Raw genomic sequence first — 25,837 nt, 5'->3', positions numbered from 1 at the left:
ATTAAGTAAGTTGGTGAAAATAAACCTAGCTATGTAACAGAATGTAAAATCGATATAACCTTTGCGATTGCTTCATTTCACTTCGTTCCATTCGCAATGACATAGCGTGAATTATTTCAGTCGTTCTACTTACACATTCTTCAAGCTGTTCCCCGTTCCCTGTTCCCTCCCTCCACTAATGAATTTAATTTTGTGCAACTACTTACTCTAGCAACTATAAACACCTAAGACACCTTACAACAAAAAACTTACCTCTTGGCTATAAGGAAGTAGTTTTCGTACGCCAGGACAAATGAAAATCTACCTTGCTGACTTATTGACTTTTACTCACCCGTCAACAATCAAAAGTACAATTTCAGCATTCAGGTTTTGTATTTTACTTAAGCCGTGTTCTTAATCGCTATTAGCTGATGAATCTTCCTGGGGCTTGTCATTTTTTTGAGATTGGCTATCAGTAGATCAGTTTTGCTTATCCTCTAGGGTTGGCACTACTACAGCGGGAGGATCTGACCGTTTTGATTCCGCAGGTAGTGGCGCTGCTGGTATAACTACAGGATTAGATTTCTTCACAGGTAGGGGTGAGGTGGAATTCTTTCCAGAAGAGGGCAAAGTATTTTCTGATGATGATGCAGGAGAAGTACGGCGAGATGAACGGATAGTCCGTAGCTTTTCTACTAGCGACGGCGAAGGGGAAACACTAGGCGAAGATGAGGGTTTTTCGGAATCGCGGCGTGAAGATTCTATTGAGTTTGGTTGCGACGATTTTTCGGTAGAATCGCTGCTACTAGTATTTGGAGATTGTTCTTGTTTACTAGAATAGCTGCGCTTGCTGCGCCGCCTGGAGTTGGAGACAGGTGCAGATTCATTTGGCGAGGAGGTTTGAGAAGCTTTGGCAGCGTTAGTCTCTTGACCCAGAGGCACAGGTGTAAAATCGACGGTAGGGCTTTTGCCAGCAGGTTCTGTTTTCTGCTGTTCTAACGTCTGTTGCTGATAATGAGAAATTAAATTAGTAATGCCAAAACCTGCTGTAGCAGCAACAAGGGCAATACCTGTACCTAAAAATATTTTAGAAGTTTGCAGTTTCTTACCAATTGTGGTCACATTATTGAGCGGTGATGGCTTCTTAATGCGATTTAGAACAGTTCCTCCAGGTAATTTTTGTTGGTACTGCTGGGCAGATAATTCGATAGTTGGCACCATGTGAGTAGCTACAGCTTGAGGTGTAACATTCACTTCATTTCCAGGTAATAGTTGTAGCCACTCAGCGACTGTTGCTGGACGAAAGCGTGATTCTACAGCCATACCACGCATTACCGCTTGATTGACTGCTGCACTCAGGTGGGGTTGCAGTTCGCGGGGAGAAGGCATTTTTTCGCGATCGCGCAACAATGCTGGCAAGGGAACTTGTGCTGTCAATAAAGCATATAATGTTGCTGCCAAACCATAAACATCTGTAGCAGGTGTACGCGGTGCTTGCTTCAGGTACTGTTCCAGTGGAGAATAGCCCTCAGAAACCAGACCTGTGTGAGTTTGCCTCACACCGCTGTTAAATTCTCTAGCAATACCAAAATCAATCAGTACTACCTCTTGAGTGCCTTGGCGGAGGATAATATTATCTGGCTTGACATCTCGGTGCAGTAAACCATTGTTGTGTACTACCTGCAATGCTGCCCCAATTTGCCGGATGTAATGAATTGCTGTTGCTTCTGGCAAGGGTATCCCTGGCAAGACAAAAGCATCTCCCAAAGTGTCCCCAGGAATGTATTCCATCACCATGTAAGGCAGCCCATCTTCGATAAAAAAGTCGCTGACTCGGACAATATTTGGGTGGATACAAGTAGCTAATCGTCTGGCTTCGTCTTGGAACTGACGTTCAAACTTGCCAAAATCTGGATGTTGGCGCAGCCGTTCATTGATAGTTTTCATCACTACTTCATGACCTAAGTAATGATGAGTAGCTCTAAACGTGATGCCAAAGCCACCGCGCCCTATTTCCTGGATTAGGGTATACTTTCCACCCTGTAAAATTGTGCCTGCTAACATAGAGAGTTTTAAGTCCTGAGTCCTTAGTTCTGAGTGAGCAGATAAGTACTGATTCCTGAGTCTTCAGTGACTTACAAAGTCTTTTTCATAATACAGTAGGTAGCGGAGAGGAGGGAGCAGGGCGAGCAGGGGGAGAAAATTTCAAATGTCCACTAACTTATTCCCGGTTCCCAATCCTCAGTCGCCAGTCCCCAGTCCCCAATCTCCTAAAAACGTTGACCTATACCGAGATGCACTCTGCTTTCTCCTTGGTCGTTAATCCCATAGTCAGCTCGGATTAAACCTAGAGGTGAGTCAACGCGTACCCCAGCACCATAACCAAACCCCTGACCTGGTTTGCCTCGCATGCCTGCTGGATCTCCTAATACAGTATCACCAGAACCTAAATCTGAGGCAAAGTCAGCAAACACTACACCCCCGACTATGGGCAAGATGGGGAAGCGGTATTCAGCGGAAGCCAGCACATAACTACGACCACTACCAACATCACCACCATCATAACCCCGCACTGAGTTGGAACCACCTAAGTTAAAAGCGTCATAGGGCGGCAAATCACCAATGACGGTGCCAGCTTGTACATTCAAGGCAAATACTTGTGGCTGTTTGCTGCTAAATAACTGAACTGGTACGTACTGGCTGTAATTTGCATTGAGGCGATTCATGGAAATATTACCCTGACCGACGGGTACAGATTGTTCTGTACTGAGACGCAGTAAGGAACCTTGTGTGGGATTGTTGGGGTTATCCCGTTGGTCTTTGGTGGCTGTGAAAGATACGGTAGTCAGGTCATCGACACCAGTACCACTCACAGACAGGGGATTGCCCTGAGCGTCAGTTGGGGTAATATTACCTTGGCGATCGCGAATACTGGTGCGAGAGTAGTTAAAGCCCAAGGAGGTATCCCAGCCGTCAATCGGTCTTTGGAAGCTGATACCACCGCCAAGCTTACCTTCGCGTACTTTGTCGCCGTTAGCTAGCTTAATCTCATCATCAAAAGTTTCGGAAACTTCTCGGTTACGGAAGGCATTTACAGTGTAGCCCAAGCGATCGGGATTATTTGAACGATAGGGACTGATAAATTTGCTGTCAAACTGGAAGTCACGAATACCTAAGCCAACATTGACAGCCAAAGTATCGTTAACACCACCAATATTTTGGTCTTGATAGTTTACAGTACCTATCAGTCCCTGGTCGCTGTTGTAACTACCACCCAAGTTAATGGCACGCGCCCCATATTCCTTAAGTTCGTAAACCAAATTAACTTTCGTGGCATCTCCTTCTAGGGCAACATTCACACTTTCAAATAAGCCGGTGCGATATAGCTGCTGCACGTCTTGCCGTACTATATTTTCTTGAAAGATTTGGCCAGGCTTAAGCTTCAGTTGTTGCTGGATGAAATCTGGTTTGGTGCGTCCTCCAACTGGGTTGCCTTTTTCATCTACAGTTTTGCCCTCGTCGTTAACAAAGCGAAATTTAATATCACCCACCAAGCCTTCAGCCACATTCACGGTGAGAATTCCTTCACGGCTAGGTTTAATTGATAGCACCTGTGCCAAGTTATAACCGTTGTCGGCGTACCACTTGTTAACTTGTTGTACTGCTTGCTGGAGTCCTGCTGGACTAATGGCGGTGTTGATTTGCGATTGGAAACGTTCTTGTACTACTTGATAGGTGAGTACTTTCGCACCGGAAAGTTGCAGCGATCGCACTACTACTGGTTTTACCTGATACACTACATTCAATCCCCCTGGGGTGCTGCGGCTATTCACGTTGGCACTGGCAAATAAACCAGTCTCCAAAATTGCTGCGACATCTTTTTGTAATTGGCTTTGACTGGTTTCTCCACCCGCTTGGGTTTTAATTACTTGGCGAATAATCTGCTGCAATTCCCCAGTAGCCCCTACTACCTGCACTTCTGTAGCTGTGACCACTAAGCCATTTTCAATGGTAGGAGGTTTGGTGGCGGGTGGGGTGATGGGAGGAGTTGGAGATGGAGGCAAGATGACGGGAGCATTTCCCTTGATTGGCGTTTGAGCTACTGTAGAATTGTTGTTTGCACTTGACTGGACAACTACAGGATTTTGAGAAAATTGTTGGGCAACTAGGGTTTCCGGGGATGAGATAGCCTTGACCTGTGTGGGCGTTTCTTCAATCACTGGAACTATCAAGTTTTTAGTTTGTTCTTTATAAGAGGATGTTGTGGCAGTTGCAGCCATTACTTTTTGAGTTATATTGCTAGCTGCCAAAGTAGCTAAAGTAAAAATTGCCGCAGAAGAAACTCGCATAATATTTAGTCTATGAAATGGGAGTTATTTTTATTGAGGTGAAGTAATGGAGATAATAGTAACTTCCAGCAGCTTTGCTGTTTAATATCTCTTTTTTTATACCTCTTTGCCCAAATAGACCGTTCATTTCAATATTTTGTTTCTTATGAATGATGTATCACGGTCATCTTTAGCCTCTAATACACCTGCTACCACTTCTGGTTTGCAGTTACTTGTTTTAAGTAACGGTCATGGAGAGGATATAATTGCTGTCCGCATTTTGCAGGAACTTCAGCAACAATTAAACCCACCAGATATCTTTGCTTTACCTCTGGTGGGTGAAGGACGCGCTTATCAACAGTTGCATATTCCATGTATTGGTTCAGTACGCACTATGCCTTCTGGCGGCTTTATTTATATGGATGGGCGGGAACTGATACGAGATGTCCGCGGCGGTTTACTGCAACTTACTTTTAGCCAAATTAAAGCTATACGCCGCTGGGTTAGTTCTCAAAAAAGGTTAGGTAATAAGAAGGCTATTTTAGCTGTGGGAGATATTGTACCACTGTTGTTTGCAAATTTAAGTGGTGCTAATTATGCCTTTGTGGGCACAGCTAAATCAGAATACTACGTGCGGAATGAAGTTGGCTTATTACCAAGAAAATCAAAAGCTGCACGTTGGGAAAACTTTTCTGGTTCGATTTATCATCCTTGGGAACGTTGGTTGATGAGTTGTCGCCGTTGTCGGGCAGTATTCCCCAGAGATTCACTAACTACAGAAATCTTGAAACAGTGGTCAATTCCAGCTTTTGATTTGGGCAATCCGATGATGGATGGTTTAAAGCCAACTGTCTCACCCCAACAATTTTATAGTGCCGATGTCCAACAGCAAGAATTAGCTCGACCGCTAGTTATCACTCTGCTTCCTGGTTCCCGTGCGCCAGAAGCATATACTAACTGGAAAGTAATTATGCTGGCTGTGTCTGCATTGATGGCTAGTTTCCAAGAGCGAGATGCAATTTTTCACACTTCTGGAAGTTTAGTCTTTTTAGGTGCGATCGCTCCTGGCTTGGACTGTAATATTTTGTCTCAAACTGTGCAATCTCAGGGTTGGCAACTCCACTCAGAATCACCTATCTTACTTCCCGATCCTAATACCTTGATATTTAAGCAAAAAAATGCATATTTGCTACTTACACAACAAGCCTACAATGAATGTTTGCATTGGGGAGATGTGGCGATCGCCATGGCAGGTACAGCAACAGAACAATTTGTCGGTTTAGGTAAACCTGCGATCGCCATTCCTGGTGATGGACCCCAATACAACCCTGCCTTTGCTGAAGCTCAAAGCCGTCTTTTGGGGCCATCCTTGATTTTAGTCGAGCAGCCAATAGAAGTTGCCAATGTGATGCGATCGCTATTTAAAGAACCTGATAGTTTGCAAATAATCGCTGAGAACGGTATGCGAAGGATGGGTAAACCGGGAGCAGCACGACGTATTGCTGAGTGCTTGCTGGAACGATTGGGGTGAAAACAAATCAATTAAAAATTAAAAATGTAAAATTTTACACTTTTAATTTTTAATTCTCTATCATGCTACTAAACCAGAACGCAAAGCGCGGACAGCAGCTTGGGTACGGTCATCAGCACAGAGTTTATTTAATATGTTACGAACGTGGGTCTTAACTGTACCCACAGTAATATAAAGTTTTTCAGCTATTTGACCATTGCTACAGCCAGCAACTATCAACTCCAGAATTTCTAGTTCGCGTTGAGTCAGCGGATAGGTTTCCAAAACTTGTTCGTATTCCGTTGCCAATGCCTCGATTTTCACTGTCTTCGGCTTGTCAGATGGTTGGCTTTCTCCGGGAATACCTTGCCGCATCTTCCGCAATACTACATTGGCGATCGCTGGGTCAATCCAGGAGTTACCACCGTAAGTTGCTTGTATTGCCTCTGTTAATTTGTTGATGCTTGTCTCTTTCATGTAGTAAGAGTCTGCTCCTGCTGCAAACGCAGCAAGTACTGCATCCTCTGTATGATCCATTGTCAGGATGAGAATTTTGGTTGCTGGTTGCCCAGTCTCCGCTTGGTAGCGCCTAAACTTGCGGGTGAGTTCAATGCCATCCATGTCAGGCAAGCCAATATCTACCACTGCTACATCTGGCTTAGCTGTTTCCAAAAGTTTTAGTCCTTGGGTGGCGTTTGCTGCTTCACCAATCACCTTCAAACCGCTGTATGACTGTAAAGCAGCTCTTAGTCCCATTCTTGTAAGGTCATGATCTTCAATTAAAATAATGCTTATTTCACTCATTGTTACACTCGCTCTCTGTGATTGCATTATGCAAACTACGATATTTTTTAAGCAGCTTCTATGATTTTCCCAAACCAAAGATAGATGATTTATTAACCAGTCTGCATCCACCGATAGAAATAATCAATTCGCTATTTTTTCCTCCTAAATATAGTTAAAAATCTAGCTGGAGATATATGGCTATTTTACGAGGAAATGTGAAATATTGAAACGAACTCAAACTTTAGGATAACCATTAGCTATTACTTATGATTACTCACTTCCTTACATAATTTAATAATATGCTAAAGCCTGAAAAACAGCCGCTCTAAAAGCATAAATCGAAACAAGTTAAATAGACCAGACGAGAAAGTAAGCAATACTTGCCTGCCATCCTAAATCAGACCTTTGAATTCATGGGATTAGTGAAGCCTGATGGCATTTCAATTGAAATAAATCAAACAACGTTAAATTTAAGTGGATTTACCAGTCATAAGGTAATTGATAAACCTTGTAGCTTTGACAATTGTATTTCTCGATTACCTAATTGGTGCGTCGATGTATTTGAGAAGATTAGTCAGCGTCAGCTAACTGAGCAAGTATTACAAAAAAATGAGCGCCGATATGCAATCCTCACTAAAATGTCTCTTGTTGGTATTTTTCGCATAGATTTGTCAGGTAACTGCCTTTATGTGAATCAGCGATGGTCTGAACTTTCAGGTATCTCTTTAACAATGGCCCTTGGTCGAGGTTGGCGAACTGCTGTTCATCCAGAAGATCTGAATTTAATAGATGCAGAAGTTCAACGCATCTTGCCAAATGCCAGTCCTTTTAATTATGAATTTCGGTTTCAACATCCTGACGGCAAAATTATCTGGGTATTATCACAAGCAGAAGCAGAGATTTGTGCTAATGGTGAGGCGATCGGCTATATTGGCACGGTAGTTGATATTACTGAGCGCCAACAGGCAGAACAATTACTCAAAGAGAGCGAAGAAAGATTTCAGGCAACCTTTGAACAAGCTGCTGTTGGCATCGCCCACATATCATTAGATGGTCGCTGGTTAAGAGTGAACCAGAAGTTGTCTGAGATTTTGGGTTATACCCGCGAAGAACTTTTAGGTCTGACTTATCAGGAAATTACTCATCCTGATGATTTGAACATCGATTTAAACTACATTCGCCAACTGTTAGCGGGTGAAATAGAGACTTATTCCCAACAGAAACGCTTCATCCGCAAAGATAATTTGCCGATATGGATTCATCTGACGGTTTCATTGGTGCGGGAAGAAGCTACTAGACAAACCAATCGAGATTTGCTGCATGGCAATAGAGAAAAGGCTAAGTACTTCATTGCTGTAGCTGAGAACATCAGCAACCGCAAACAAGCAGAGCAAGCATTACAGGAGAGTGAAGAACGTTTCCATACAATGGCAGATACTGCACCCGTGATGATTTGGATGTCTGGGTTGGACAAACTTTGTAATTACTTTAATAAAGGCTGGCTAGAATTCACAGGACGTACAATGGAACAAGAGCTAGGCAACGGTTGGACACAGGGAGTGCATCCAGAAGATGTAGAGCGTTGCTTGGAGATATATTACACAGCCTTTGATGCTCGACAAACTTTCACTATGGAGTATCGGCTGCGGCGTTTTGATGGTGAATATCGCTGGATTTTAGATACGGGTACGCCTAGGATCAATGCAGATGGTAGTTTTGCTGGGTATATTGGCTCAGGTATTGATATCAGCGATCGCAAACTTGCAGAACTAACTTTGCAACAACGAGCTGAAGAATTAACGCGCTCTAACACAATTCTGGCGCAAACCACCGCCATGTTGCAAAAGCGCAATCAAGAATTAGATCAGTTTGCCTATGTCGCCTCCCATGACCTGAAAGCACCTTTAAGAGCGATCGCCAGTCTTTCAGAATGGTTAGAAGAAGACCTCGCCGAACAACTACCAGCAGAAAACCAGCATCAGATGCAGCTGTTGCGAGGACGAGTGCGCCGCATGGAAGCTCTGATTAATGGTTTGCTAGAATATTCACGCGTTGGGCGCATCCACACAGAATCATCTTTGGTAGATGTTGGCGAATTACTCAAAGAAGTAATTGATTCATTGCAACCGCCAGCAACTTTCAGTATCGAGGTCGCCCCAGGAATGCCGACCCTATTCGCCAAGCGATTTCCACTACAACAGGTATTTGCCAACTTGATTGATAATGCGATTAAACATCATTCCCGCACTGATGGTCGAGTGAAAATATCTGTGCAAGACCAAGGACGTTACTACAAATTTGCGGTGGCAGATGATGGCCCTGGTATTGCTCCGGAATATCACGAGAAAGTCTTTGTGATTTTCCAAACTTTGGAAGCCCGCGATCGCAAAGAAAATACTGGCATTGGTCTGGCGATCGTCAAAAAAATTGTTGAAACCGAAGGAGGTACGATTATTCTCGATTCTATCTCAGGCGCTGGCAGTACTTTTCATTTTACTTGGCCTAAGCAGCCAGATGAGTAAAATTGCTCCAGCTTATGAAACACAATGTTAATTGCCAACTCTCACCAATGGCTGAGGACGGGTGTTAACATACTCATTTACAATATGTATTGAGGTCGATAGGTGTTTTATTTTACTTAATAACATTTTCATCTGTCTTGGCAGATAGAAGTTTTTATTCTGCTAATTTTTCTATTTAATAGCCACGAACAATTAGCTGCTGCTGATTAAATTGTAATTCCAATATTCTAGTTGATTAACTAGATTGAGGATAAATTTACAAACTGGATGCGAACCAAGGAAATGCAAGAACGAGTAATCAACATACTATTAGTGGAGGATGATGAAGTTGATGTGATGAATGTCAAGCGGGCATTCATGAAAGTTAATATTACCAATCCAATTTATCTTGCAGGCAATGGGCTTGAGGCGCTGAATATGCTGCGCGGCAATAATAGTCAGCCCCCCAAAGTACCTAAGGAGCGGCGCTTGGTTTTGCTGGATTTGAATATGCCAAAAATGGGTGGAATTGAGTTACTGCAAGAATTACGCTCAGATCCGCAATTGAAAGCAACTCCTGTAGTTGTGATGACGACCTCAAACCAAGATCGAGACAGAGTGGAAGCTTACAACTTAAATGTTGCGGGCTATATCCTGAAACCTGTAACTTTTACTAACTTTGTTGAGATTATGGCAGCACTCAAAAAATATTGGATATTGTGTGAAATACCCTAGTCAAGCTAAAGGCTGAAATAAGAAGTATGAAATCTGAAATTACTCCAGTTATAAAGGAATAAGGCACGAATATCTCCAAATTTGATATTTTCATGCCGTTAGCCGTGAAGCATATACCGATAGGTTTTCACTCGACCTTTACATTTCAGATTACAAAAGACTTCAAAATCAGGGGTAAGCATTAATCAAAACCCCATCTAAAAAATATAAAATTATTTAGTTGGATAGTTTGAAAGTACCAATGTTATACACCAACCTGTATTTGGCAGCGAAAAGAAAAACCGATGGAAGAGACGCTGAAAATTTTGGTTGTAGACGATGATGAAGTAGACCGCATGGCAGTGCGTCGAGCTCTGGCTAAAGCAGGAGTCTGCATGGAATTGTCTGAGGTGAGTAATGCGAATGATGCGCTCTCTGCCTTGAGGAATACCATCTATGATTGCGTTTTTCTCGACTATCGCTTGCCAGATCGTGACGGTTTGACGCTGATCCAAAAACTACGTTCATCAGAAATCAAAGTTCCTTTAGTCGTCCTGACAGCTCAAGGTGACGAAGAAATCGCTGTAGCTTTGATGAAAGCTGGTGCTACAGACTATCTCTCTAAGTCTAGGGTATCCTCAGCAACTTTGGCTCAGATTTTGCGGAATGCCATTCGGGTACATCGCGCTGAAATGCAGGCAGCTTTGGCAAATCAGCAGCTTAGAGAAAGTCACGAGCAACTCATTCGTAAAAACCAAGAACTGGAGAGACAAAGGCAACAGATTCAGTTGCAAAACCTCAAACTTTTGGAAGCGTCACGACTGAAATCCCAGTTTTTGGCAACCATGTCTCATGAATTGCGAACTCCGATGAATGCCATCATTGGATTTTCTCAAATATTGTTGCGTCCTAAGTTCGCTCAACTGACACATCAGCAAACAGATATGGTAGAGCGTATACTTAACAATGGTAAGCATTTGCTGATGCTATTAAATGAAGTTCTCGACTTTTCCAAGTTAGAGGCAGGAAGACTAGAACTAAAGCCAGAATTATTTGATTTAACAAAGGTAATAAATACTACTGTAGCAGAAATGCGTTCTTTGGCTGAGGCCAAAAAACTGTCTTTGCTAGTTCAAATAGACTTAGAAAATCCTTTATTATTTAATGACCCAGTGCGTGTGCGCCAGATTTTAGTGAACTTACTTTCCAACGCCATTAAGTTCACAGAGTCCGGTAGCATTTGGGTTGATGTCAAAGAGATTTCAGGACATCGAGTAGCGATTGCAATTCGAGATACTGGTATAGGTATAGCTCCCAAAGATTTCAAACATATTTTTGAAGCCTTTCGCCAAGTCGATCAAAGTATCACTCGCAAATATCCAGGTACGGGTTTGGGTTTGGCAATCATTGATTCGCTGGTGCGAATGATGGGTGGCCGAATCTTTTTAGAAAGTCAATTAGGGGCCGGGTCAATGTTCAGAATTGAAATACCACGGCAAGTTTCATCATCGACCGCAGATGGAATTGGATCTTTACACTGGGATGGTGATGGCATTGTTTGTTTGGCTCAGAATCCGCATCAATCTAGTACGGCTTCGATGGGACATCCGAATCTTAAACTTTAGATAAGCAAGACAAAGGAGGGGTATTTCGTAATTCATTTAAAACTGCTCTATAAATTATTATAAAAAACTCATATAAAGTTGTAAATCATGTCTGTTGTAGAAAATTCTAAAATCGATCGAATTCTCGCCGTTGATGATACTAGAGATAATCTCATTTTGGTTCAGACTATTTTAGAAAGTGAGGGGTATGAGATTGACCTAGTAGCAGATGGCATAACGGCTTTGCAGCATGTTGAACAATCTCCACCTGATTTAATTCTCTTAGATGTGATGATGCCAGGGATGGATGGTTATGAAGTCACACGTCGCATTCGCAAGAATCCTGCCATTAGCTACATTCCCATTCTGCTGATCACTGCCTTTCACGAATCCAGCGTTGTTGAAGGCTTGGATGCTGGTGCCGATGATTTTATTCGCAAACCATTTGATACTGATGAACTCCTGGCAAGAGTGCGATCGCTTTTGCGTTTAAAGCATAGTCTTGACGAACAAAAAAAGATGGCACGCCAACGAGAAGACTTTGTTTCCCGTCTAACGCACGATTTGCGAACTCCTTTAGTAGCAGCCGATCGGATGCTTGGTTTGTTTGAGCAAGAAACTTTCTGCGAAATTTCGCCAGAAATGAAACAGGCGATCGCAGTCATGATTCGCAGTAACCAAAATTTAATGCAAATGGTGAATACCCTGCTAGAAGTCTATCGTTTCGAGGCAGGTAAAAAGACACTAAATTGGGAGAGCTGTAATCTGCTAGAGATAATTCAAGAAGTAGTTAGCGAACTAACTCCTCTTGCTAGTGAAAAAAACTTGACTTTGAAAATAGATACTAGTGAGTTAAATCAACAAAAAGAAGACGTTGGTATTATGATGGGCGATGCCTTGGAAATCCGGCGTGTATTTAACAACTTAATTGGTAACGCCATTAAGTTTACAGACACTGGCGGCGTAAAAATCCGGATCTCAGAAAAATCAGTCGATTCTCAGGGTAAAGATTGGATAATCATCACAGTTGAAGACACAGGTTATGGAATTGCTCCCGAAGATCGAGCAAGCATTTTCGAGCGGTTTCGCCAAGGTAGAAACAAACGCTCAGGCAGTGGCTTGGGATTACACCTATCAAGCCGAATTGTCGAAGGGCACGGTGGTAAAATAACAGTTGCCTCTGAACTAGGTCAAGGCACTGTATTCACCATAAAACTCCCAAAGAACGGTTGAGGAGCCACTGCATTAGACGGGTTTCCAAGGCAACTTGTAGAAGCGCTCTGCGCGGCTTCCCTTTCGACGAAGTCGTTCCTATAGGGTAGCAACTAGCATTCATCAATCATCAGTCAACAATTAATCCTGACATAACTCATAAACCGAGTGAGACTCTAATCTCTCATATAGTAAACGTCGAATAATCGCCTCTAAATCCTCAATCATGTAAGGTTTGCTGATGTAGTCGTCAAAACCCGACATCAGAATACGTTCTCTATCCTCTCGAGTAGCTAAAGCTGTGACTGCGACGACTGGAATTTCTCGCGTTAAGGGTTCTTGCTTCAAATGACGCACAACATCGATTCCACTCAAGCCTGGTAATAGAATATCTAACATGATCAAGTCTGGCTGATACTCTTTTGCCACTATTAGCGTTGCCGAACTGTCTGCCTGACAAATGAATCTACAGCCAAGCGACTCAAGAGCATAACTAATCAACAATAGACTATCATCATGATCTTCTACTGCCAAAACTAATGGCTGCTGAAAGTTGTGCTTCTTTTCATCACTCATAAATGAATGTGCCAGATACATCTCTTCTCCAGAGGTTTCAATTGAGATTTATCGTCTTTGATGAAAAAGACGGCGCATCTCGCGAGCAATTAAGGTAGATCTCATTTAGGATTAGCTGTGATTTCGCTGCTGCAAGTTGGTAGTCCTTATCCATACAACAAGTGTATAGGAAAGAAAACTTTTAGGTTAATAGGTTTAGCAGATACTTCTCGATTATAAGCAAAATTACAGAATATTTTTTTTATATCTTCATAATAACTTTATATAAAAAATCTGAATTAACCCTAGTATCCATATTACTACTTGTCTTCCGTAGATTTAAAGATACAGTGTAATGAATAAAAATGCTGAGTGAGGCTGTATTTAATCGAGGTCTACAAGCCGCTAAACATGGATTTTACTCGTTTGAGCTTGAAGACGAGTGGAGAAGAATTGATGCATTTTTGCTGAATTCTCCAAAACTATTGACTCTTTTGTAGTATAATTGTAGTATAAAGTGAATAAGAGAAATTATATTTTTCTTAACTTAGTTTATAGTAAGTACTCACTAATATATAAAATACTAATTTGAGTTTAGAGCTAAAGTTATTAATAACTAAAATAAAATGACTCATTTAACTGGCAAATATCAAACAATTGATGAAATAAACTACCCGATCAATACATTCACTAACTGTACTTTACCTCGTTGTGAGTGGAATTATTTTGCACATTTGACTATCTCATCTACCTTTGGAATACTATAGTCGAGATGTACTAATTTTCTCTGAGACCCGTAACAACTGGATATCACCTAATTTAAAACCACTCAATATACTTCCACGTTTATCAAATAGTTGATTTATGAGCGTATTTAAAGTTGAAGTAGTTAAAATAGAGAGCGTTAATTCTCACCCTAATGCTGATAGGTTAGACATTGCTTCTTTCACAGGTATGGCATATCAGGTTGTTACTGCCAAGGGTCACTTTCAACCTGGAGATTTCGCATTTTACTTTCCTGTTGATAGCGTTATCCCAGAGATTTTTTTAGATGAATTTGGTATTCGTCCTTACTACTCTAAGAAACTACGTGCTGCAAAATTACGTGGAATTTTTTCTGAGGGTTTGCTTATCCCTGTAAGTGATAAATTTATAGGCAATATTGGCGATGACTACACCGAATATTTTGGTGTAACGAAGTATGAATATCCGATTCCTCAAGGAATGAGTGGGGAAATGGAAAGTCCTATTGGACATTACAAATTTCCTAGTCCAGAAAACATGAAGCGGTACAAAGATTTGCTGATAGAAGGCGAAGAAATTGTTGTGACAGAAAAGTTACACGGAACTAACTTTACCGTCTTAGTGGATGCAGATGGCATAACAAAAATTGGCAGTCACAACTATTTCTGGAAAAACAACGCAGCAAATAAAAATTTGGTTTATATCAGAGCATATAACGAAAATACAGCTTTGCACAAACTGCCATCAGGAACCCAGGTATTTGGGGAAATTTATGGCGTACAAGATATTAAATATGGTTTAAATAATGGCAAAATCGGCATTGCTTTGTTTGCTGTGCGTTACGGCAATCACTTTCTCAATTACACTAAATTCGTAGAATTTTGTGAGGATTTCAATCTGCCAAAAGTACCTGTACTTTATATCGGTGCTTACAGTTGGGAAGCTATATCTCAGTTCAACAATATCGATAGTGTAATCAGTTCAAATTGCATAATGGAAGGTGTTGTAGTGCAACCTTTACTCGAAAGAACTCATCCAGAAATAGGTAGAGTTGTGCTGAAATTAATCAGCGATCGCTATCTGCTTCGTAAGGATGGAACCGAACTGCACTAGACTTCTGGTAGGGTGGTTATCTTGCCCGCCCTACTACATGTTTATATGTAAAATTATGTAATATATTATGAATTAAATCAGGCATTGCTAAATTGTCGTTGAAAATTAATGCCAAACCTTGCTGCGATCGCCGATAGTCCTACCATACTCAAAAATCCGGAAAATTACGTAAAAATTAGAAGTAGGCATCCTTGAAAAAGTGTGTTTAACTATCTAATAGAGTTCCTTTTAAATAAAAGATGCTTTTGCTCTAGTCATTTGTAGGCTAGTAGTTCATCTTAAGATAAATTTATTTTCAAGAGTCTAAGCTCATACAAAATATGGAATTTGATTATTTTAGAAATAATGATAACAATCCGGCAAATAATAAAGGTCAAAGCTTACTTGCCAATGGTTGGCGACCATTTCAGCGAGACTTTGACTGGGAATTTTTATGGCAGTTGTGGTGCGATGATAGACACGAATTAACTCAAAAAAGTTTTAATCTAGCAAGTAATTTTGCTGAAGTACTGGGACGCAACAATTATACTTGGTGGGCTAACTTACTAAGCATAGCTTCTGATAATACTCGCTACGAAGTTGAAAAATTTTGGAATTATATTACGCCTGACCCTCAGTCACCCGACCATCGCTATAAAGATGTTTTAAGTACAGAAACGCCTATCGTGCAATTTGTTAGTCGTAGTAGCATTCCTATTGATTATGTTCTTAATAGACTGCAAGAAATTACTGTATTGAGAGTTTTACAACTATTAGAGTGCCCCGATATTATTACCCAGTATTATTTAGAAAGAGATTTCTATCTTCCGGCAAATAGATTTATCAGTTGGGAGCGTCTAGACGTTGTTAATACAGTTTATGCTTACTGGTCAAAATATGATATTTGGCTACAAATTGAATCTTACGATCGCGGACGGCGACAATATACTTTAATGTCGAAAGACATATCGCCATTAATTAATAAAGCGACTTATGATTTAGCAGTTATGCTCAGTGGCTATCAAAGTCGTGTAGGTAAAGTTCATAGTCAATTCCCGATTCGGACTTTTCCCGCAGATATTCAAAACTTTACTGACACAGTACAACAAGCGGTTCTCAATCAAAATCAGTTAGCAGTCGTGGTACACGGAGAACCAGGTACAGGTAAAACTGCATGGACACAAGCAGTAGCAAAAGAAATTCTTGTGCCTTTAGGGTATGTAATTTTTATTCTAGATCATGATGCGATCGCTAACTTTGTGCCACCAACTTATATAGAGCGGATTTGTATTATCATCAACGAAGCTGATAACTTGGCACAAAACCGTGCATCAGAAGTAGCACAATACAATAACAAAACAGAACATATTTTAAGTTTGTTGGATGGGACTTTGTACCAAAGTGTTATTGATGACTCTGGTATTCAAATGAAGCAGCGGTTAGTCGTTTTGATGACTTGTAATACTACTGAAAGATTAGACCCGGCAATGTTACGCAAGGGAAGAGTAGATTTGATGTGTGAATTTGCCCAGCGATTTGTATAAACGCTCTCACACTAAGATATCTAAATCATCGGCTGCAATTACAGTTGTTAGGTAGCTGGAGCTTTTATAAGCTACACAACCAACGAGAAATAGATGCAACTTGGTTTTCCTCATTTAGGTTGGCAGCATTAGTGAGAGTGCCGTTTTCCAGTTGATTCCAGATTTCACCTGCCATCCTTTTTGCAACTGCCGATCCTACAAAGAAAGTAAGAGGTGAATGCCCAACTTGGGAAAATGCTTCACGTATGCGATTTAGTGCAGCTTGTGCAGTTTTCCAATGCTCGTCTGCGCCTGCGGGATCTATACCCCCTTTAAGTTCACCAAGCGCCATAACATACGGCGCAACTACAGATGGTTCAATTGCGCTATGCTTATTAGCTACTAACTCTGCCGGAGCAAGGTTAAATAAACAAAGATCCACATTACTCCTGACTAACGGGACAGTTAGATTGTAAATCAGTGTACGACTACCAATCTCACTCTCCCAGCTTATTCCACGTAAAGACAACTCAATTTCTGAGTCATTATTTGTCATGGCTATCCACTTTTTAGTCTTTGAGTGTTGCCAGTAGTATTTATTACCAGCAATTGTCAGAGTTGAAAGAATTGTACGAGTCAGTTTTCTTTGCGCCAATGCTCCTCCAACGTTACGCATAGAGCCACCAAGCGTATCGCCACGAGTCAGCAAAAATCTAAAGACTAATTCCTCCACAAAATTTGCACCTGCTGGCTCAAGAAAATTCTTGATAAGGCCATTTATGGCTTCAATTTTGTCTTTTGACATTAGATGTGCTAAGGATTTGTCAGATAATCCAGCCGCCGTTAACAATCCCATCTCAATGCCCTTGACTTTTAATAAGTCAGCAGGACTCTCAGCTTCACCAGCAGCTTCTTGAAGTGCCCTTGCTTCTGCAATGTAAGGTGTAGCACGCCGATTCTTTTCAAGCGCAAGCGCGACAAAACCTGCACGGGTAGCTTCGTAAGTTGTTACCAGATCGTCAATGGATTGAAGATGGTTACGATAAGCATACATAGACATTCAAGTTACTGCTTTTTCCATACATAAACGCACTTCCGCAAAGGCTCGCGTCCATGATTTCCCATTTGTTGGCTACTATTGCCTTTATCGTTTGGCAGAAGCAGAATATTTTCAACAGTAAAACCTAATTGTTCGGCAAAATCAGAGAGAATCATATCCACTGAAATGCTTGCACCTGCATAGCGCACATTATCATTTACCATAAATAAAAATGCTCCAGGTTTAAGAACACGAAAGCATTCTTGGATTACACAAGCCATTTCATAGAAGTAGCCTTTTACCATTCTTGGTATACCGTTGTTGTTCAATAAACCTTGTGATTTTTGGTTATCTAAATATTTGAAGATAGCCTGCAACAGATTTTGTGAATCAGCAATCTTCAAAGCTTTATTCCAGTCAGGATTGATACCTAATAAATCTTTCGGACGATTTTCAACTGTACAACTTAGCATTTCCTGGCGAAGACTAATTAATTTTGTCTCCGAAATACCAAGTAAAGCTAATTCTAGTGCGTAGGTGCGAGTATAGTCGTATCGATTACAATAGGGCGGAGATGTGATAATTACATCGTATGAAGCATCAGCTAACTGTGGCATTATCTGAAGACAAGATCCTTCACAAAGATAGATTTGACCTTGATTTCTTTTACTTGCAAATAGCTCAATCTGTTGTATAGAAGGTTTTAAGTCATTGATAATTTCGTTAATTTTATTAAAAATAGCTTTGTCGAACTCTAGAATCTCACCTTTATTGAAAGGCCTCTTCCCCTGCCCACGACCAGAACGATAATCCCAACGAAGATACTGTCCATCCTTACGTGTGTAGCTTACAGATTCTAAAATACACAGCAAAGCAAAGTTTAAAACGGCTTGAACTCTACTATTTTCCTGATTACAAGCTGCTAGATATTGCTCAATTGCAGTTTTAGTTACTTGGGAGTAAGCTCCTTTGGTAATTCTTAACTCTGGCAGAGTGATTCTTTTCTCAAACTGTTTCCAAGTTTGCGACCTTAACCAGATTTTTAGCGTTTCAAAATCATCTGAGGTGAATTCAACATCTAAAAGCCTTTTGGTATTAATTATCTGTTGACCTATGGGCAACAATTCAATACCATCAGCATCGATTCCAACCTCACTAGCAGCAAACAATGCAGTTCCACTGCCTGCAAAGGGATCTAAAATCTTGCCTTGAGTAATCTGATATTTCTGACACAAAAGTTCGACAAGGGAGGCTGAGAAAGCTTCTTTATATTTGTACCACCGATAAATAGGTCTAGTTTTGTTAGCCTGAAAGCTCACTAAAAGTCGGGTAAGCGAAGGCTGAACCACAAACTTGTTTTCAAAGTGATAATGTAATTGTCTATCAAGGTCGTCAATCTCTCCTAGACCATCACTTTCTACTTCAGGCACAATGTTGGAGATGTTTGACAGACTTGTCACAGTTCTACAAATTCCTAGAGAATCAACTGATTAGATTCAGTATATCAGCACCTCTACTGATGGTCTTAACCAACATCTGAAATACATGCTCGTCAAAGATACATATCAAAAAATTGGCTATTAACTGGTGGTTGATTGGCATGATTTCTGTTTCGTTTGAGAATAAAGAGCAAGAATATTTAATACTGCCATCAATGTCACAACCTAACTCCATCACCATAACTGAAGTACAAGCAGCTCAAGTACGTCTTACTGGTGTTGCTCATCGCACGCCTGTGCTGACTTCTAGAATGGTCAACGATCGCACCCATAGTCAAGTGTTTTTTAAGTGCGAAAATTTTCAACGCACGGGGGCGTTTAAGTTTAGAGGTGCGTACAATGCACTGGCACAGCTATCAGCAGCACAAAAACAAAAAGGCGCGATTACCTATTCATCGGGAAATCATGCCCAAGCGATCGCTTTGGCTGGACAACTGCTGAATATTCCCACTACTATTGTCATGCCTGAAGATGCTCCGGTTGTGAAGCAAGCTGCTACTCGCGGTTACGGTGCAGAGGTGATTCTGTACAACCGTGAAGAAACCAAGCGCGAAGAATTAGCGCAAACTTTAGCTAGCGATCGCGGTTTGACACTCATTCCCCCTTACGATCATCCGCATGTAGTGGCGGGACAAGGTACAGCAGCTTTAGAACTCATCCAAGAAGTTGGTCAATTGGACTTGTTGTTAGTTTGTTGTGGCGGTGGCGGATTAATTTCCGGTTGTGCTATTGCCACCAAAGCACTTTCACCAGATTGTCAAGTAATTGGAGTAGAACCAGAACTAGCAGACGATGCTACTCGTTCCTTTCACAGCAAAACCCTGCAAACTGTCCATAATCCTGATACTATTGCTGACGGCGCTCGTACTCCCAGCCTTGGTAAAATTACCTTTCCCTTGGTATTGCATTACGTTGATAATATGGTGACGGTATCTGAGGAAGCGATTCTTCGCACCATGTTTTTCTTGTGGGAACGGCTAAAAATAGTTGTTGAACCTACAGGAGTATTGGCGGCTGCGGCGTTACTAGAAGGTGTGGTGACAGCACCAGACGCAAGAATTGGTGTAATTATCAGCGGTGGTAATATGGATTTGGCACAGGTAGGTAAATTATATAATTCGTAATTCGTAATTAGGAAAGTCAGGCTGTATATTGGTTTGCGCCTTTTGTATCTGTCGAATGCTTTTTTCAAATTGGTATTATTTTCTGTAGGATTATAATTATGCGACCTTACCCAATTCGTTCTGAAACCATTGCAGATGTAGCTGCGATCGCCGAAGTTAATTAGCTAGCATTTGGAAGGCAAAATGAAGCATATCTAGTAGAACAGATTCGGCAAAGCGATCGCTTTATTCCCTCACTTTCCCTAGTTGCCGAGGTTGATGGTAAGGTCGTCGGTCATATTCTCTTCAGCTATGTCGATTTAGTGGGTGAGCAGCAATTACAGGTCTTAGCACTGGCACCAATGGCAGTTCATCCCACAGTTCAAAGACAAGGTATCCGCACTCAGTTAGTTGAAACTGGACTTGCGATCGCCGATACAATGCAAGAATCCCTGATTATTGTGTTGGGACATCCTGTCTTCTACACTCGATTTGGCTTCAAGCTATCGATACACTATAGTATTAAGCCGCCTTTTTCAGTGCCAGAAGAAGCTTTCATGAGCAAGCCACTCAAACACTATCAAACAACTTATACCATTTCCCAAAAATAATGATACAGATCCAAACCCAGAAACCTAGACTAAATGGGACTTTCTTAATTACGAATTACGAATTACGAATTACGAATTGGTATTACCGGGGAATAGTCGCTTATCCCCCTGCCTTCAATGGAGTCTAGTAATTGATCGCAGCAAATTTTGCCAAGTATGTAAAGATTTCTCAAAAAATCTTTCCCCACTCGCCAGCGAGTAATTTTGGATTAGTCAAATATCTCGTTCTCAGCTTTGACGTAAGCAATTGCTAAAGGTGTTAGTTGGCTTTCAAGTTGCGTGACAACAGTACGGTCAAATTCAGACCAAACTCGCTTTTGACCAAAGACACAAGGTTGTAAAATTCCCCACAGTTGACCATTTTCACATAAGTGGGCGTGAATTAGCGCCCGATGTCCAAAGTTCCGACGCTCAAACTCTTTATTGACAATTTCTGGGCTGGCAGTTTCCACATCTTCAACATAAACGGAAGGGTCGGTTCGGAGTGCCGCAGCAAATAACGGGTCTTCTTCTGGTAATGAAACTGGCTCTAATTTCCAATCGGAGTCTATGATAATTGGAATTTGTTGATTTCGTCGCCAGCAAAAAGCAACTTTGCCAAGCTGAGTTTGAGGATTTCGCAAGTATAGAAAACAGCGATCGCACTCCAATACTTCCCCAAGTGTCGGCAAGATTGCAGCAAAGATAGAATCCAGTTCGCTATAGCTGTCCAGAATACTTTGTATGGTTGTTGGTAAAGCTAGGTCAGTCATTAAAACACAGGTCTTTTTGTTGAGTATTTTCTCAACTATCTGCAATTAAAAACATCACCCCATCGATACAGACAAGACATCAGCCTGAGTTACTGAATTCTGAACGGTAACTACACCCAAATTCAGCTTGCGATCGCTGTTCTCTACACTACCAGTAAATAGTGTTAGTAATGGGATTGGATTGAAAAATCGTTCTATTCTTTTTCCCTCAAGGTATTAATTCCTCTTGCCATCTCCAAATCAGCGAACGTACAGTTTCAAGGAAAGGTTTCCTAGATTTCGCATTTTGAATGACGTGGGGACGTGAGAAAAGGTAGACAAGGTAGAATTTTTCCCCATCTCTCCAATACCCAATACCCAAGTCCCAGGCGAAAAAGTATCTACATTTTTTATCAAGATTACTTGCAACTCATAATCATTTCGACTATGATTTATTTAGATAAATTGGATAAAAAACCCCAGCCATGGAAAGCCTTGTTATTGGTGCGATGGCCAGTTTAGGAGCAGGACTTGCCACAGTCATCGGTGCCTTGCCGATTTTATTGCCAATAAATCTTACGCAGCGAATACAGGGAATTATGCTGGGTTTTGGTGGGGGAGTGATGTTAGCGGCAACATCATTTTCTTTAATAGTACCTGGTACAGAGGCAGCTGTAGCCCAAGGTCAATCCCAAGCAAGTGCGGCTTTAATCATAGTTGCAGGGGTGTTGCTAGGTGGAGTATTTCTGCAACTGGCCCATCGGTTTATGCCCCACGAACACTTTTTCAAAGGCAAAGAAAACGTTACTCACAATAACCTCAAGCGAATTTGGTTATTTATTGCTGCAATTACTATTCACAACTTCCCCGAAGGATTAGCAGTAGGAGTAAATTTTGGTAACAACAATATTGCTGATGGAATTCCTGTAGCCTTGGGAATCGGCTTGCAAAACATCCCCGAAGGTTTAGTAGTTGCCTTATCTTTAGTAGCAGAGAAATATTCAGCAGGTTATGCTTTGTGGATTACATTGCTCACAGGTTTAGTCGAACCAATTGGTGGTTTGATTGGTGCAGGTGTGGTGAGTATTGCTAATTTTATCTTGCCTTGGGCGATGGCATTTGCAGCGGGAGCAATGTTGTTTGTAATTAGTGATGAAATTATCCCTGAATCTCATCGCAAAGGCTTAGAAAAAGAAGGAACTATAGGTGTGATGTTGGGCTTTGTAGTCATGATGTTTTTGGATATTACTTTGGGGTAAAAAAGTGCTGAGTAGAGACGCAATTAATCGCGTCTGTACAAGGGAGTGATGAGTATAGTTTTCTTCTCTGCCTCTCTACCCCTCTACCCCCCTGCCTTCTTTCTTAACAAGGAGCAAAATATGAATTTTACTCGTTTTGAACACATCAATCTTAGTTGCAAAGATATTGATGTAACCAAGAAGTTTTACCAAACTCTGTTTCCTGATTGGTATGTGCGTGCTGAAGGCGTATTCAATGGCGATCGCTGGATGCATTTTGGCAATAATCAATTTTATCTTGCCCTGAATAACGATTCTGAGCAAGAGCGGGTGCATCAGCCCTACGAAAGCATAGGCATTAATCATGTTGGCTTTGTAATCAAAGACGGCGAAGCTATGACCAAATTGCTTGAAGCTGAAGGCATTGAATATTACACAATGACAGCACCCGAAACCAAGCACAGAATTTATGTCAATGACCCAGATGGCAACGAAATTGAGTTAGTAGAATATAACCCTGAGTATGCATTGAAGTAATTGATTAGTTCTGAATAATTCGATTGATGAGCAACAGGAGAAAATTACCATGAGTACCACTAAAAAAGTTGCAGTTGTCACAGGTGGAAATCGCGGTTTGGGATTTGAAGCTTCTCAACAATTGGCTAAAAAAGGATATCAGGTAATTCTCACTAGTCGAGATGAGGCGAAAGGCAAAGCTGCGGCTCAGGAGTTACAATCTGAAGGATTAGATGTAATTTCTCATCCCCTTGATGTTACTAGTGATGACAGCAGTCGGAAACTGGCTGAATTCATTCGCCAGCAATTTGGCAAACTCGATGTCTTGGTAAATAACGCAGGCATCTACATTGATAATCAAGCAGGTAGTAATAGTGTTTTTAATGCCAAGATTGACACATTGCAACAAACAATTGACTCAAATGTATATGGTGCTTTGCGAGTGACTCAGGCGTTGATTCCTTTGATGAAGGAACAGAATTATGGACGAATCGTGAATGTTTCTTCTGGTATGGGACAACTAACTGATATGGAAGGAGGTTCCCCAGCATATCGCCTTTCCAAAACAGCTTTGAATGCCCTAACACGAATTTTTGCCAGTGAATTAAAAGGCACAAATATTTTAGTTAATTCTGTGTGCCCAGGTTGGGTGAAAACTGATATGGGCGGATCAGAAGCACCACGAACTCCAGAACAAGGAGTTGATACCATTGTGTGGCTGGCAACTGCTCCCGATGGCGGCGCTACTGGGGGATTTTTCCGCGATCGCCAACCAATTGATTGGTAACAAAATATTTCAAAATTGTTCACTTTTTGGAAGTATATGTTTTCATGACCAAACTCTAGCTGGAAAGGCATTAACACAGGCTTTGTCTGTCTTACCAGTTTCCTTTTTCTCACTTAATATTATTTATCGATCCCAGAAATAACCTATCTTCCGTGAGTAGCGATATCTGAAGCGATCGCATCTTTAAATAGTCTCAAAATCTGTGAGGAAAATGTGTGGCTTGATACAATAATTCCTTGATGGCTGTTATATGCTTTCAGCACCCTTTACTTTTACCCTTGTAGCGGAAATATCCGCTAAAGAAGCACCAGAGCGATAGGGAATTCCCCCTAAACAAGTACGATTGATATTCTCAACCGCAAAGCTTGTGTAAGGGTATTAAATGATTTCCTACGTCCTGGTGATTTATTTATTTTTTATTCTGCAAAATTATATTAATGTGAGTCTGCAATCGTTTGTTTTTAGAACTATAGAGTTGTGCTGAGACAAAACAGCACATTGCGCGCGCAATAGCAGGTTGTAGTCATCATTACTTTTAGATAAATCCATAAATTCAATTTCAAAATATATTTTTAATAAGACAGAAGCCCATGCACTGTTGCTCAACAACCGAGTACAGGTGCTGCAACTCGGTTTGATGGCATATACCCGATCGCCCTATCGGCTATTAAAATCAATTTGCTGGGATAATCAGCAAAATTGAAATTTCTGGAGTTTTCTCACCCCGTGCTTACTTCCGTGTTACCGACAATCAACGCCCTAAAGCAACCCACGAGTGATGCTTGGATAGAACAAGCAATCGCTAATTTAGATATCATCTTGCTTGACCACTCCCACTGCGAACGTAAAGCAGCAGGCGTGGCGTTAAATTTTATGTTTCGCTATCCTTCCAATACTAAAATGGTACGGGAATTAACTGCGATCGCCCGCGAAGAACTAGAACACTTTGAACTAGTTAATCAGTGGCTAGAACGCCGGAATATCTCCCTTGCGCCCCTGTCGCCGCCTCCTTACGGTGCTGGGTTGAAAGCCCAAGTTCGCCCTCACGAACCAGAACGCTTTTTAGATTCTTTACTAGTCACTGGTTTAATAGAAGCCCGTAGCCACGAACGCCTAGGCTTATTAGCTACACACTGTCCTGAGCTAGAATTAGCCAAGTTTTACCGAGGCTTAATGGCATCAGAGGCGCGGCATTATGGTACATACTGGGTTTTAGCAGATACTTACTTTGACAGGGAAATTGTCATGCAACGGCTTGATGAATTGGCTACAGTCGAAAGTGAGTTACTGGTAAAGTTACATCCAGAGCCTAGAATTCATAGTTAGTATAATAATGCGATAGATATGATGCTTCAGTTAACACACATCAGGCTGCTAGTCTCCAACTTTAAAGATTGTTTTCTGTTTTACCGTGATGTGCTGGGATTTCAGATTGATTGGGGTGACGAAAATAGTTGGTACGCCGAGTTGCACACCGGAGATAATGTCAAGCTGGCTTTGTTTAGAAAAGAGTTAATGGCTGAAGCAGTCCCCAGCGCCTATCAACCCTCTGCTATCGAATGTCACAACAAAGTAGCTTTAGTTTTCGCCGTAGATAATGTGGATGAGCTATATCAGCACCTTAAAGAGCATAACGCCATAATTGTGACTCAACCTCAAGATCGCCCAGCATGGGGTCTACGAACCGCTCATTTCCGCGATCCCGACGGCAATTTGATTGAAATCTTCAGCAATCTGGGTACTGTAGGCTAAAGTCTCGCTGCCA

Annotated in this window: 20 protein-coding genes and 1 pseudogene; 14 read left to right on the top strand and 7 right to left on the bottom strand. The window is 41.4% G+C overall.

Annotated elements, in window-relative coordinates; translation table 11 throughout:
• Positions 1-459 precede the first annotated feature (459 nt).
• Both RMY31_RS11835 and RMY31_RS11830 read right to left on the bottom strand, forming a co-directional pair.
• A complete protein-coding gene (locus tag RMY31_RS11835; protein WP_322657929.1) occupies positions 460-2,043 on the bottom strand; it encodes a serine/threonine-protein kinase in 1,584 nt (527 codons plus the stop codon).
• Positions 2,044-2,249: 206 nt separating this feature from the next.
• Entirely contained in the window at positions 2,250-4,328 is a 2,079-nt protein-coding gene (locus tag RMY31_RS11830) for an outer membrane protein assembly factor (RefSeq protein WP_322657928.1), read from the bottom strand.
• Positions 4,329-4,473: 145 nt separating this feature from the next.
• Between RMY31_RS11830 and RMY31_RS11825 the strand changes: the two genes are divergently transcribed.
• Complete coding sequence (locus RMY31_RS11825; protein WP_322657927.1) at positions 4,474-5,838, top strand: lipid-A-disaccharide synthase-related protein; 1,365 nt, start codon at positions 4,474-4,476, stop codon at positions 5,836-5,838.
• A 60-nt stretch (positions 5,839-5,898) separates the two neighbouring features.
• On the opposite strand, the gene RMY31_RS11820 is transcribed toward RMY31_RS11825, so the two are convergent.
• Complete coding sequence (locus tag RMY31_RS11820; RefSeq protein WP_214432979.1) at positions 5,899-6,621, bottom strand: response regulator transcription factor; 723 nt, start codon at positions 6,619-6,621, stop codon at positions 5,899-5,901.
• 395 nt (positions 6,622-7,016) lie between these two features.
• On the opposite strand from RMY31_RS11820, the gene RMY31_RS11815 reads away from it, so the two are divergent.
• The 4 genes from RMY31_RS11815 to RMY31_RS11800 all read left to right on the top strand — a co-directional run bounded on the left by RMY31_RS11815 (position 7,017) and on the right by RMY31_RS11800 (position 12,655).
• The gene (locus tag RMY31_RS11815) at positions 7,017-9,125 is read left to right on the top strand and encodes a PAS domain S-box protein (RefSeq protein WP_322657926.1); all 2,109 of its coding nucleotides are present in this window, start codon (positions 7,017-7,019) and stop codon (positions 9,123-9,125) included.
• 282 nt (positions 9,126-9,407) lie between these two features.
• Positions 9,408-9,839: a response regulator gene (locus RMY31_RS11810; protein ID WP_322658007.1), complete on the top strand. Its 432-nt coding sequence runs from the start codon at positions 9,408-9,410 to the stop codon at positions 9,837-9,839.
• 284 nt (positions 9,840-10,123) lie between these two features.
• Positions 10,124-11,443 (top strand): hybrid sensor histidine kinase/response regulator, encoded by a 1,320-nt coding sequence (locus RMY31_RS11805; protein WP_322657925.1) that lies wholly within the window; start codon positions 10,124-10,126, stop codon positions 11,441-11,443.
• An 87-nt stretch (positions 11,444-11,530) separates the two neighbouring features.
• Positions 11,531-12,655 carry a hybrid sensor histidine kinase/response regulator gene (locus RMY31_RS11800; protein ID WP_322657924.1) on the top strand — a complete coding sequence of 375 codons (1,125 nt, stop codon included), beginning with the start codon at positions 11,531-11,533 and terminating at the stop codon, positions 12,653-12,655.
• Positions 12,656-12,775: 120 nt separating this feature from the next.
• Here RMY31_RS11800 and RMY31_RS11795 read toward each other — a convergent pair whose 3' ends face one another.
• The gene (locus tag RMY31_RS11795; protein WP_322657923.1) at positions 12,776-13,231 is read right to left on the bottom strand and encodes a response regulator; all 456 of its coding nucleotides are present in this window, start codon (positions 13,229-13,231) and stop codon (positions 12,776-12,778) included.
• 822 nt (positions 13,232-14,053) lie between these two features.
• On the opposite strand from RMY31_RS11795, the gene RMY31_RS11790 reads away from it, so the two are divergent.
• Positions 14,054-15,046, top strand: a complete 993-nt coding sequence (locus tag RMY31_RS11790; protein ID WP_322657922.1) for an RNA ligase family protein — start codon at positions 14,054-14,056, stop codon at positions 15,044-15,046.
• Between the two features lie 320 nt (positions 15,047-15,366).
• A complete protein-coding gene (locus tag RMY31_RS11785) occupies positions 15,367-16,569 on the top strand; it encodes an AAA family ATPase (protein WP_322657921.1) in 1,203 nt (400 codons plus the stop codon).
• 64 nt (positions 16,570-16,633) lie between these two features.
• Here RMY31_RS11785 and RMY31_RS11780 read toward each other — a convergent pair whose 3' ends face one another.
• Together RMY31_RS11780 and RMY31_RS11775 are read right to left on the bottom strand one after the other, a co-directional pair.
• A complete protein-coding gene (locus tag RMY31_RS11780; protein WP_322658006.1) occupies positions 16,634-17,602 on the bottom strand; it encodes a type II restriction endonuclease in 969 nt (322 codons plus the stop codon).
• An 11-nt stretch (positions 17,603-17,613) separates the two neighbouring features.
• Positions 17,614-19,047 (bottom strand): site-specific DNA-methyltransferase, encoded by a 1,434-nt coding sequence (locus tag RMY31_RS11775; RefSeq protein WP_322657920.1) that lies wholly within the window; start codon positions 19,045-19,047, stop codon positions 17,614-17,616.
• Positions 19,048-19,241: 194 nt separating this feature from the next.
• Between RMY31_RS11775 and RMY31_RS11770 the strand changes: the two genes are divergently transcribed.
• Together RMY31_RS11770 and RMY31_RS11765 are read left to right on the top strand one after the other, a co-directional pair.
• Positions 19,242-20,210 carry a threo-3-hydroxy-L-aspartate ammonia-lyase gene (locus RMY31_RS11770; RefSeq protein WP_322658005.1) on the top strand — a complete coding sequence of 323 codons (969 nt, stop codon included), beginning with the start codon at positions 19,242-19,244 and terminating at the stop codon, positions 20,208-20,210.
• 179 nt (positions 20,211-20,389) lie between these two features.
• Positions 20,390-20,800: pseudogene (locus RMY31_RS11765) on the top strand (GNAT family N-acetyltransferase); the annotation flags it as partial.
• Between the two features lie 209 nt (positions 20,801-21,009).
• Here RMY31_RS11765 and RMY31_RS11760 read toward each other — a convergent pair.
• Positions 21,010-21,552: a GAF domain-containing protein gene (locus tag RMY31_RS11760; RefSeq protein WP_322657919.1), complete on the bottom strand. Its 543-nt coding sequence runs from the start codon at positions 21,550-21,552 to the stop codon at positions 21,010-21,012.
• Positions 21,553-22,016: 464 nt separating this feature from the next.
• Between RMY31_RS11760 and RMY31_RS11755 the strand changes: the two genes are divergently transcribed.
• The 5 genes from RMY31_RS11755 (at position 22,017) to RMY31_RS11735 (ending at position 25,824) form a co-directional block, all read left to right on the top strand.
• Positions 22,017-22,790 carry a ZIP family metal transporter gene (locus RMY31_RS11755; protein ID WP_322657918.1) on the top strand — a complete coding sequence of 258 codons (774 nt, stop codon included), beginning with the start codon at positions 22,017-22,019 and terminating at the stop codon, positions 22,788-22,790.
• Between the two features lie 120 nt (positions 22,791-22,910).
• Entirely contained in the window at positions 22,911-23,306 is a 396-nt protein-coding gene (locus RMY31_RS11750; RefSeq protein ID WP_322657917.1) for a VOC family protein, read from the top strand.
• A gap of 49 nt (positions 23,307-23,355) precedes the next feature.
• Positions 23,356-24,072, top strand: a complete 717-nt coding sequence (locus RMY31_RS11745) for an SDR family oxidoreductase (RefSeq protein WP_322657916.1) — start codon at positions 23,356-23,358, stop codon at positions 24,070-24,072.
• Positions 24,073-24,798: 726 nt separating this feature from the next.
• The gene (locus RMY31_RS11740; protein ID WP_322657915.1) at positions 24,799-25,398 is read left to right on the top strand and encodes a tRNA-(ms[2]io[6]A)-hydroxylase; all 600 of its coding nucleotides are present in this window, start codon (positions 24,799-24,801) and stop codon (positions 25,396-25,398) included.
• Positions 25,399-25,416: 18 nt separating this feature from the next.
• On the top strand, positions 25,417-25,824 hold the full coding sequence (locus tag RMY31_RS11735) for a VOC family protein (protein ID WP_322657913.1): 408 nt from the start codon (positions 25,417-25,419) through the stop codon (positions 25,822-25,824).
• Positions 25,825-25,837: the final 13 nt, after the last annotated feature.

The sequence above is a fragment of the Dendronalium sp. ChiSLP03b genome, from assembly GCF_034531165.2.
In the GTDB taxonomy this organism is placed as follows: Bacteria; Cyanobacteriota; Cyanobacteriia; order Cyanobacteriales; family Nostocaceae; genus Dendronalium; species Dendronalium minutum.
The sequence above is the reverse complement of the archived record's forward strand: the minus strand, read 5'-3'. Positions and strand labels throughout refer to the sequence as shown.